The organism is Nocardia higoensis NBRC 100133 (assembly GCF_000308595.1).
GTDB classification, from domain to species: Bacteria; Actinomycetota; Actinomycetes; order Mycobacteriales; family Mycobacteriaceae; genus Nocardia; species Nocardia higoensis.
Genome location: NZ_BAGA01000073.1, coordinates 114,338 through 121,914, shown reverse-complemented (window position 1 = coordinate 121,914; position 7,577 = coordinate 114,338). Strand labels below are relative to the sequence as shown.

6 protein-coding genes are annotated in these 7,577 nt (G+C 71.2%); all 6 read right to left on the bottom strand.

The window, feature by feature from the left end; genetic code table 11:
* The coding region (locus ON26_RS31605; protein ID WP_051026949.1) for a hypothetical protein at positions 1–1,435 on the bottom strand (1,435 nt) is incomplete at its 3' end.
* Positions 1,435–2,832 carry a hypothetical protein gene (locus ON26_RS11550; protein ID WP_085998992.1) on the bottom strand — a complete coding sequence of 466 codons (1,398 nt, stop codon included), beginning with the start codon at positions 2,830–2,832 and terminating at the stop codon, positions 1,435–1,437. The genes ON26_RS31605 and ON26_RS11550, both read right to left, overlap by 1 nt.
* The gene (locus ON26_RS11545) at positions 2,819–3,823 is read right to left on the bottom strand and encodes a CgeB family protein (protein ID WP_040796047.1); all 1,005 of its coding nucleotides are present in this window, start codon (positions 3,821–3,823) and stop codon (positions 2,819–2,821) included. Before ON26_RS11545 ends, ON26_RS11550 begins: the two co-directional genes overlap by 14 nt.
* Positions 3,820–5,091, bottom strand: coding sequence for a lipopolysaccharide biosynthesis protein (locus tag ON26_RS11540; RefSeq protein WP_040796078.1), 1,272 nt, complete (start codon positions 5,089–5,091; stop codon positions 3,820–3,822). Before ON26_RS11540 ends, ON26_RS11545 begins: the two co-directional genes overlap by 4 nt.
* Before the next feature lie 215 nt (positions 5,092–5,306).
* On the bottom strand, positions 5,307–6,524 hold the full coding sequence (locus ON26_RS11535; protein ID WP_040796046.1) for a glycosyltransferase family 4 protein: 1,218 nt from the start codon (positions 6,522–6,524) through the stop codon (positions 5,307–5,309).
* Positions 6,521–7,573, bottom strand: coding sequence for a glycosyltransferase family 4 protein (locus tag ON26_RS11530; protein WP_040796077.1), 1,053 nt, complete (start codon positions 7,571–7,573; stop codon positions 6,521–6,523). Before ON26_RS11530 ends, ON26_RS11535 begins: the two co-directional genes overlap by 4 nt.
* Between the last annotated feature and the right edge of the window lie 4 nt (positions 7,574–7,577).

Below are 7,577 nucleotides of genomic sequence, written 5' to 3'. Positions count from 1 at the left end.
CGCCGGCGCCGCGGCGGGTCACCCGCTGCCACAGGGTCCGCCTGGACGGCACGGCGACCAGCCCGGTGAGCCGCCCACCCGCGTCGGTCAGCGCGGCCAGGTCCTGTTCGATCCGTCCGGTGGTGGCCTCGCCGAGCACGGTGACCGCGAGGACACCCGCGCTGCGGGCCGCCACGGCGGTGGCGTCGGCGGCGTCGGCGGGCGCGGCGGTTTCGACGATCACCTGGTCGTAGCGGGTCGCGGCGTCGGCGAGCAGCGCGGTGAAACGCGCCGAGGCGATCAGGTCGGGGGTGCGGGCGTCGGCGGCGCCGAGAGCGAGCACGGTGATGCCACGCGCGGCCCAGTGGGTGGTGGCGTCGTCGAGGCGGGCTTCGCCGCGCAACACCAGGTCGAGTCCGCCGGGGATGCGCGGGCCGCTGGTCGGTTCGTCGACCGGTGCGGCGGCGGGAATGTTGCGCAGGTCGATCTTGGTGGTGCGCAGGGTCGCGTTCTCGAGGTAGTCGTGCCCCGCGGCGACGGCGGACTTGTTGAGATGGGCTTCCCGGATCGGCCAGTCCCCCGCGGTGACCGGCAGCAGGGTGCCGGTGCCGGCGCCGGTGGTGTCGGCGTCGATCAGCAGCACCCGCCGCCCGGTGGCGGCCAGCGTCGCGGCCAGGGCAGCGGCGAATCCCGGTGCGCTGCCCGAACCCGCGCCGGTGATCAGCAGAGGTGTGGCGGTTTCGGGCAGACGGGCGCGCAGGGCACGCAGGTCGGCGGTTTCGGCGGGGCCGCCGAGGTCGACGGCGCCGAGCAGCGGCACACCGAACGGTTCGAGATCATCGAGCGTGCGTGGCCTGCGCGAGAACCGTTCGAGCAGATACGCGCCGAGCGCGCCGAGGACGAGCCCGCCGACCGCGCCCGCGGCGAGCATGCTGGTGCCGCCACCACCATCGGGTTCGGCGGGCAGTTCGGCGCGGTCGACGACGGCGACGCGGGCGGCCGGTGCGGCGCTGCGTTCGATGGTCTCCAGATCGTGGATGAGAGCACGCATCTGGGAGACGACTTCGTCGGTGACGACGCGGGCGCGTTCGGGGTTCTCGTCGGTGACCGAGACACGCAGCAGGGTCGTCGCCGGCGGGGATTCCGCACTGATCCGGGCGGCCAGTTCCCCGCGCGTGATGTCCAGCGACAGCTGGCCGATGACACGGTCGACGACGGTGTCGCTGGTGACCAGTTCCAGGTAGGACCGCATGCGCTGCTGCGCGGCGAGCCCACCCTGGTAGGAGTCGGCGACCGAGGTGCCGGTGGCCATGGAGACATACATGCTGCTGGAGGCGGTGTAGGTCTGCGGGCTCGCCTGCACCTGGTAGCCGGCCAGGCCGATGCCCAGCGCCGGTCCGGCGAGCAGTATCGGCCAGCGGCGGCGCGCGATACGCAGATAGTCGGGCAGTTCCATCATCGGTTTCCTTCACTCCCAACGATCGCCGGCACCGGCCGCGGCGGCGGCTCGGTGATCCGTTCCCGGTGCCGGCGCCAATGACCCACCGCCAGACGGGTCAACCAGGCCAGCACGACGACTTGCAAATACTTTCCGAAGGTTTCGGCGCTGCCGAGCATGCCGCGTTCGAACACCACCGGCACCTCGATGAGCGCGATGCCGAACAGCACCGGCACCAGATGCCCGGCATACAGTGCCCGGCCCCAGCCGATGAGCACCACCGCGGTGAACACCATGCCGATGACGACGCCGGTGTATCCGCCCAGGACGTAGCCCTCGGCGACATTGCCTTCGGCCAGCGACACCGACACCTGACTCATGTCCACCGACGCGCCACGCACCTGCACAGCCCACGCGGTGCCCGCCTGCATCTTCTCCTCGGTGAGCAGCTGTCCGGGCACCATCGCTTTGGCCAGGTGCCCGATCACCTCACCGGGACCCAGCCACGAGTTCGGGCCGAGATAGTAGGCGTCGGTGGCGGCCTCGAGCAGGTCGAAGCGGCGCAGCAGGCTCAGGAACGGGCGCACCGACTCCGGGTAGGCCGCATCGATATTGGCCGCTTCGGCTTTCAGGTACGGAGTGGTCTTGAGCGACTGCAACCAGTCGAACCCGACGATCCCCAGCACCGACACCGCCGCGATGCCGCCGACTTTGCCGCGCGTCCAGCCGGTGAGCGCGAACCGCACCGCGATCGCCAGCGCCGCACCGAGGATCGGAGTCTTGGAGGAGATGGCGGTGGTCCACCACAGTTCGCCGAGCATCAGGATCCCGAGGATCGCCAGGGTGTGCGAGTTACGCACCGGGCGCACGAACACCAGCAACCCGACCGCGCCGAGGGTGGCCGGCATGGTGAGCAGGCTCAACAGCGGTGAGGCGCTTTCGACCTCACCGGCCTGCCCGGCGGTACCACCCGCGACGCCGGCCAGGCGGGCCAGCGTCCCCAGCGCGTAGAGCACCCACAGGGTGGCGATGAGATCGGGATCCCCGGCCAGCGCCGCGCGGCGGTCCCGTTCCCGCGGACGCGCCCAGATCGCATAGGCGAGCACGAGCGCGGCATACACCGACAGCCCGAACGCGACCGGCCCGAGCGCGCCTTCGATGCCGATGTCGTAGCCGATCTCCGCCAGCCGCGGATCGGCGATGTTGTCACCGAAGCGCGGGTCCGGACGCACCACCAGCAGCAGCACCGGACGCGCCACATACGACATCGACCAGTACACGGCCTGGGCGATCAGCAGCACCCGCAGCACACCGGAGACCAGCAGCCCGGCCACGATCATCGTCGCCAGCGCGGCGACGATGATCAGCAGCGGACCGTTGCCGGTGACCTCGCCGGGCAGATCACTGAACGGCACGCAGGATCTCCCTCGCCCGGTCGGTGTAGGTGTGTTCGCCTTCGACGATGCGCCGGTGCCCGGCTTCGGCGATCTTGACGACCTCGTCGGGGAACTGCGAGCAGCGTTCGAGGATGTCGTCGAGTTCGTCGCGGCTGGAGAACAGGAACGCTTCGGCGCCGTCTTCGAGCAGCTCGGCGTGCTCGTCGGTGCGTTCGCCGACGAACAGCCCGCCGGCCGCGGGCACTTCGAAGGTGCGGCAGGTGTGGGTGTCGCGGTTGGCGGAGTTGAGCAGCACCAGGTTCGCGGTCACCGACGCCACGGTCATGGAGAAGTCCTCGCCGTACACCCCGGCGGTGACCGCGGCGCGGGTGGTGCGCAACCGGCGCACCCGCCGCCAGCCCGGCCCGCACACCAGCAGTTGCGCACCGTAGGTGCGGGCCAGCGACACCATGCCGTCGCGGCGGTCGGGACGGCAGGCGCCGATGAAACCGACGAGGAACTGGCGGGTGCTGCGCCGCGCGGCCAGGTGATGCCACGCCGGGTCGTAGGCGCTGCGCACGAACAACGCCTCCTTGGCTCCGCGTGCCAGCAACTCGGGCACATTGTGGCGTTTGGTGGTGACCACCAGATCCCATTCCGATTCGTGCGCCAGATAATCCGCGGTCGTGTTGGCCGGGTTGGCGACGTCGTCGGGACTGTAGTGCACGTGCAGCGAGGCCGGGATGTCGAGCAGCCGCCGTTGGTCCAGGTGCACGGCCTTGAACCCGAACACCATGTCCGGACGAAGTTCCGCGGCGGCGCGTTCCAGGCGGGTGTGGATGCGCTCGACCGTCCACGGTGCACGCTGCTCGTGGGTCTTGGCATACATCCACGACGGCGACAGCCGCGGCGGCAGAGTCGCCGGGGTGGAGTCGATCACGATCACCTCATGGCCGAGTGCTCGGAAACCTTCGGCGAGCGAGCGGGCATTGCTGCCGAGCCAGTCGTCGCCGAGGAACAGGATCTTCATCGGGTCCTTCTTCGTTCACGCACGAACAGTCCGCGCATGCGCGCTAGATACCAGACGGCCACTGCGCATTCGGCGGCAACGATGCCGCCTGCCAGTGTCCACATCGAATGGGTGCGCACCGCCATGAGCAGTGCCGCACCGGCCACACAGGTGCCGACGACCGCGCCGATCAGCACACCGTTGGTGTCCTGCCGCACCGGCAGCACCGCGGTGGTGACGAACGAGGTCACCGTGGTCGCGGGCAGGATCAGCGCTTCCACCCGCAGCACCGCGACCGCGTCGGAGAATTCGGTCCCGAACACCACCGGGATCAACATCGGCGCGCTCACCCACAGCGCCACCGACGCCACGAACGCCACCCCGACGCACACGGTCAGCGACCGCAGCGCGTCGGGCCAGAACCGGTCTTCGCTCCCGCGTTTGGCCAGCCGCGGCAGCAGCGCGAACCCGATGGGATCGAGCATCGACTGCACCGCGCGCACCAGCCGGTCCGAGGCGGAGAACAGGCCGAGCGACACCGCGTCGAGCACAGTGCCGTACACGGTGGCCGCACCCTGACCGTAGCTGGTGGTCAGCAGCCGCCCGCTGATCACCGGCGCCGCCGAACGCACCAGCTTCCCCACCCCGCGCGGCGCGCTCGGTGCGCCGAAGGTGCGCCAGGTGTCCCACCAGGTGAGCGCGACGCTGATCACCGCCGAACCGAGCAGGCACAGCAGCGCCATGACCGCACTCGGAAATTTCGGCAGCAACGCCAGCAGCAATCCGAGATAGCCCACCCGGGCGATGGATTGATACAGCGTGGAGGCACCGAAGCGGCCCTGGCCGATGAGCACCCAGTCCTCCGACATCGACCAGAACCCGCCGACGAACAACCCGAGCACGATCATGGTCAGCTGTTCGGGCGCCCCGGCGACGGCCACGACCACCAAGGCCACGGCGACCGCGGCGAGGATGGCCGCACGGATCACCAGATAGGTGCCGCGGATGCGGTTGACCACCCCGGTGTCGACCCCGGACGCTCGCCCACCGGCCCCCTGCCCGTCGGGCCCGAGCATGCCCGACTCCTGCACGCGCGCGGCCATATACGAGGTGATGCCCAGGTCGATGAGCAGCGATCCCAGGAAGTAGGCGGACATGCCGATGGCCAGCAGCCCGAGTCCGGCGGTGCCCAGCACACGCGCGATCAACGGCAGCGTCGCCACCGTCACCAGATACTGGCCGTATTTGCCGAAGCTGACGTAGGCGATATCGCGCAACAGCCCGGCCAGTTCCCGCGCACGGGACTGCGGTACCCCCTCGGCCTCCTCGACGGCGGCCTGCAGCGCGCGCGCCGACAGAACCGGCAGTTTCTCGGTCGGCCAGTCGGCGAAGGCAGGGATGACCTCGGTGGGAAGGTCGTAGTCGGGGGCGCGCAGACCGTCCAGCGACACCGGATAGTGCCGGGCGACGATGCGGATCGGGATGGTCTTCTGATCGGCCAGGCTCACCACGCATCCACCCGCTTCCCGGTGACGGCGTGCAGCAGACCGGTCACCACGCGCGCGGTTTCGGCGATCGAGAAATCCCGGCTCCGCCGCGCGCCCGCGTCGGCGAGCCGGCTGCGCAGCGCCGGGTCGGCGATGAGCCGGTCCAGCGCCGCGGCCAGGGCAGCCGGGTCACCGGGCGGCACCAGCAGACCGTCGATCTCGTGACGCACGATCTCGGTGGGGCCGCCCGCGCCGGCGGCGACGACCGCGCAACCGGCGCGCATGGCCTCCACCACGACCTGCCCGAACGGTTCGGCGGTCACCGAGCAGTGCACGGCGATGTCGGCGTCACGCAGGTGACGGCCGGGGTCGTCGACGTGGCCGGTGAACTCGACCGGCACCGCCAGTCCGGCGGCGACGCGCTCGAGTTCGCGACGGTAGTCCTGTTCGCCGAAGAACGTCCCACCCACCAGCGTCACCACCCGCGGCGGCTGCGCCAGCAACGGCAGGGCACGCAGCAGGATCTCGTGGCCCTTCCACGGAGTCAGCCGTCCCACCAGCACGACACGGGTGTCGCAGGGTGGGCGTTGCGGTGCGCGATCCTCCTCGACACCATCGGCCACGCCCGGGTAGGCGACGGCGGCGACACGTCCGCGCGTGTAGAGCGTGGCGAGAGTGGCGCGACTGTTGGCGACGATGCCGCGCGCCACGACCCAGCCCAGCACCCGCAGCAGCAACGCCAGCACCGTCCCGAAATATTCGCTCGCGATCCGATCGTGCACCTGCCACACCAGCGGCACCCGCGCCCGCCGCGCCGCCACCGCACCCATCAGCAACGCTTTGGTGCTCTGCGCGACCAGCACGTCGGCGTCCTCCGCACGCACGTACTCCCCCAGCCGCCTGCCCAACCGGATCAGCTCGACCGCACCGCCGATCAGCCGCAGCGGCCCGGACCCGGCGATGGTGAGACTGCGGCTGTCGAAGTCGTTGCCGCACACCGTGACCGGGATGCCACGGGCCCGCAGCAACTCCACCAGGGGACCGTCTTCGGTCAGCAGCATCGATGCACGGACCGGCTCCGCTCGCCCCACCCCGTCACGATGCACGGTCGCCGCACCACCGGGCGCTGCCTCGTGCTGGAGTGCGGCCTCGCGCAGCGCGGTGAGCAGCCGCAGCGTCGCCAGTTCGGCGCCGGAGGGCGCGGCGGTGTGGGAAAGGAAAACCGCGCGCGTCACCGGGCCAGCTCCCGGTACAGCGCGGCGTGACGTTGCGCGGCCGCAGCCCAGGAGAACGTTTCCGCGTGCGCACGGCAGGCCGCGGCGTCGGGCAATTTCCCGTCCAGAGCGAGCGTCAGGCGTTCGGCGAGCGCATCGGCATCACCGCGCGCCACGATCAGGCTCGGGTCGAGCCCGCGCACCGAATCGGGTAACCCGCCGCAGTCGGTGACCACCGGGGCGCGCCCGACGGCCAGCGATTCCAGCGCGATCAACCCGAACCCTTCCAACGCGACCGAGGGCACCACGGTCAGCGCGGCACGGGTGTACAGCTCGGCGAGTTCGTCGTCACCGATGCGCCCGGTGAACCGCACCGCCGCACCCAGCGGCGCGGCCTGCGCCCGCAGCGCGGCCTCGGCGGTGCCGGTACCGACCACCACCAGCAGGGCCTGCGGGTGCGCCGCGCGCACCGCACGCCAGGCGCGCAACAGCACGTCGATACCCATGCGGTTCTCCAGCCGCCGCACGCACAGCACGATCGGGCGCTCCCGCTCGGCGGGGGCGGCGGCCGGGCGGAACCGGTCCAGGTCCACGCCGGGCGCGATCACCTCGACCGCCCGCGGGTCCACCCCGTAGTCGCCGGCCAGCAGATCACGCATGTGCTGCGAGAGCACCACGAACCGGTCCGCACGCAGCGCCCGCACCCGCTCGACCACGTACTTCACCCGCGCGGCGACCGAACTCTCCCCCGCGGCGAGGCTTTCCGCCGCCCACGGCCCATGGAAGTGCACGACCAGTCGATGCCTGCCGCGCGGCGGCCCGTAGAGGGCGAAGTGCCGATCCAGGATCAGCGGCTCGCCGGTGCGGGCGGCCGGGTCGCGCCGCGCCGCCCAGGTGCGTTCGAGCGTCGATCCGCCGATCGGCCCCCACGACGATCCGCCCTCGGGCGGTTCGCCGAAAGCAGCGGCGGTGACCGACAGGTCGCCGCGCGCTGCGAGCGCGGCGTACAGGTCGGTGAAATAGCGGTTCAGCCCGCCCGCGGCGGCGCCGAACCACTCCGACCCGCTCATGTGC

What these genes read in the sequence shown, in the direction of transcription:
- ON26_RS11545 (WP_040796047.1), bottom strand. Translation starts at nt 3,823, where the DNA reads ATGAAGATCCTGTTCCTCGGCGACGACTGGCTCGGCAGCAATGCCCGC.
- ON26_RS11530 (WP_040796077.1), bottom strand. Translation starts at nt 7,573, where the DNA reads ATGAGCGGGTCGGAGTGGTTCGGCGCCGCCGCGGGCGGGCTGAACCGC.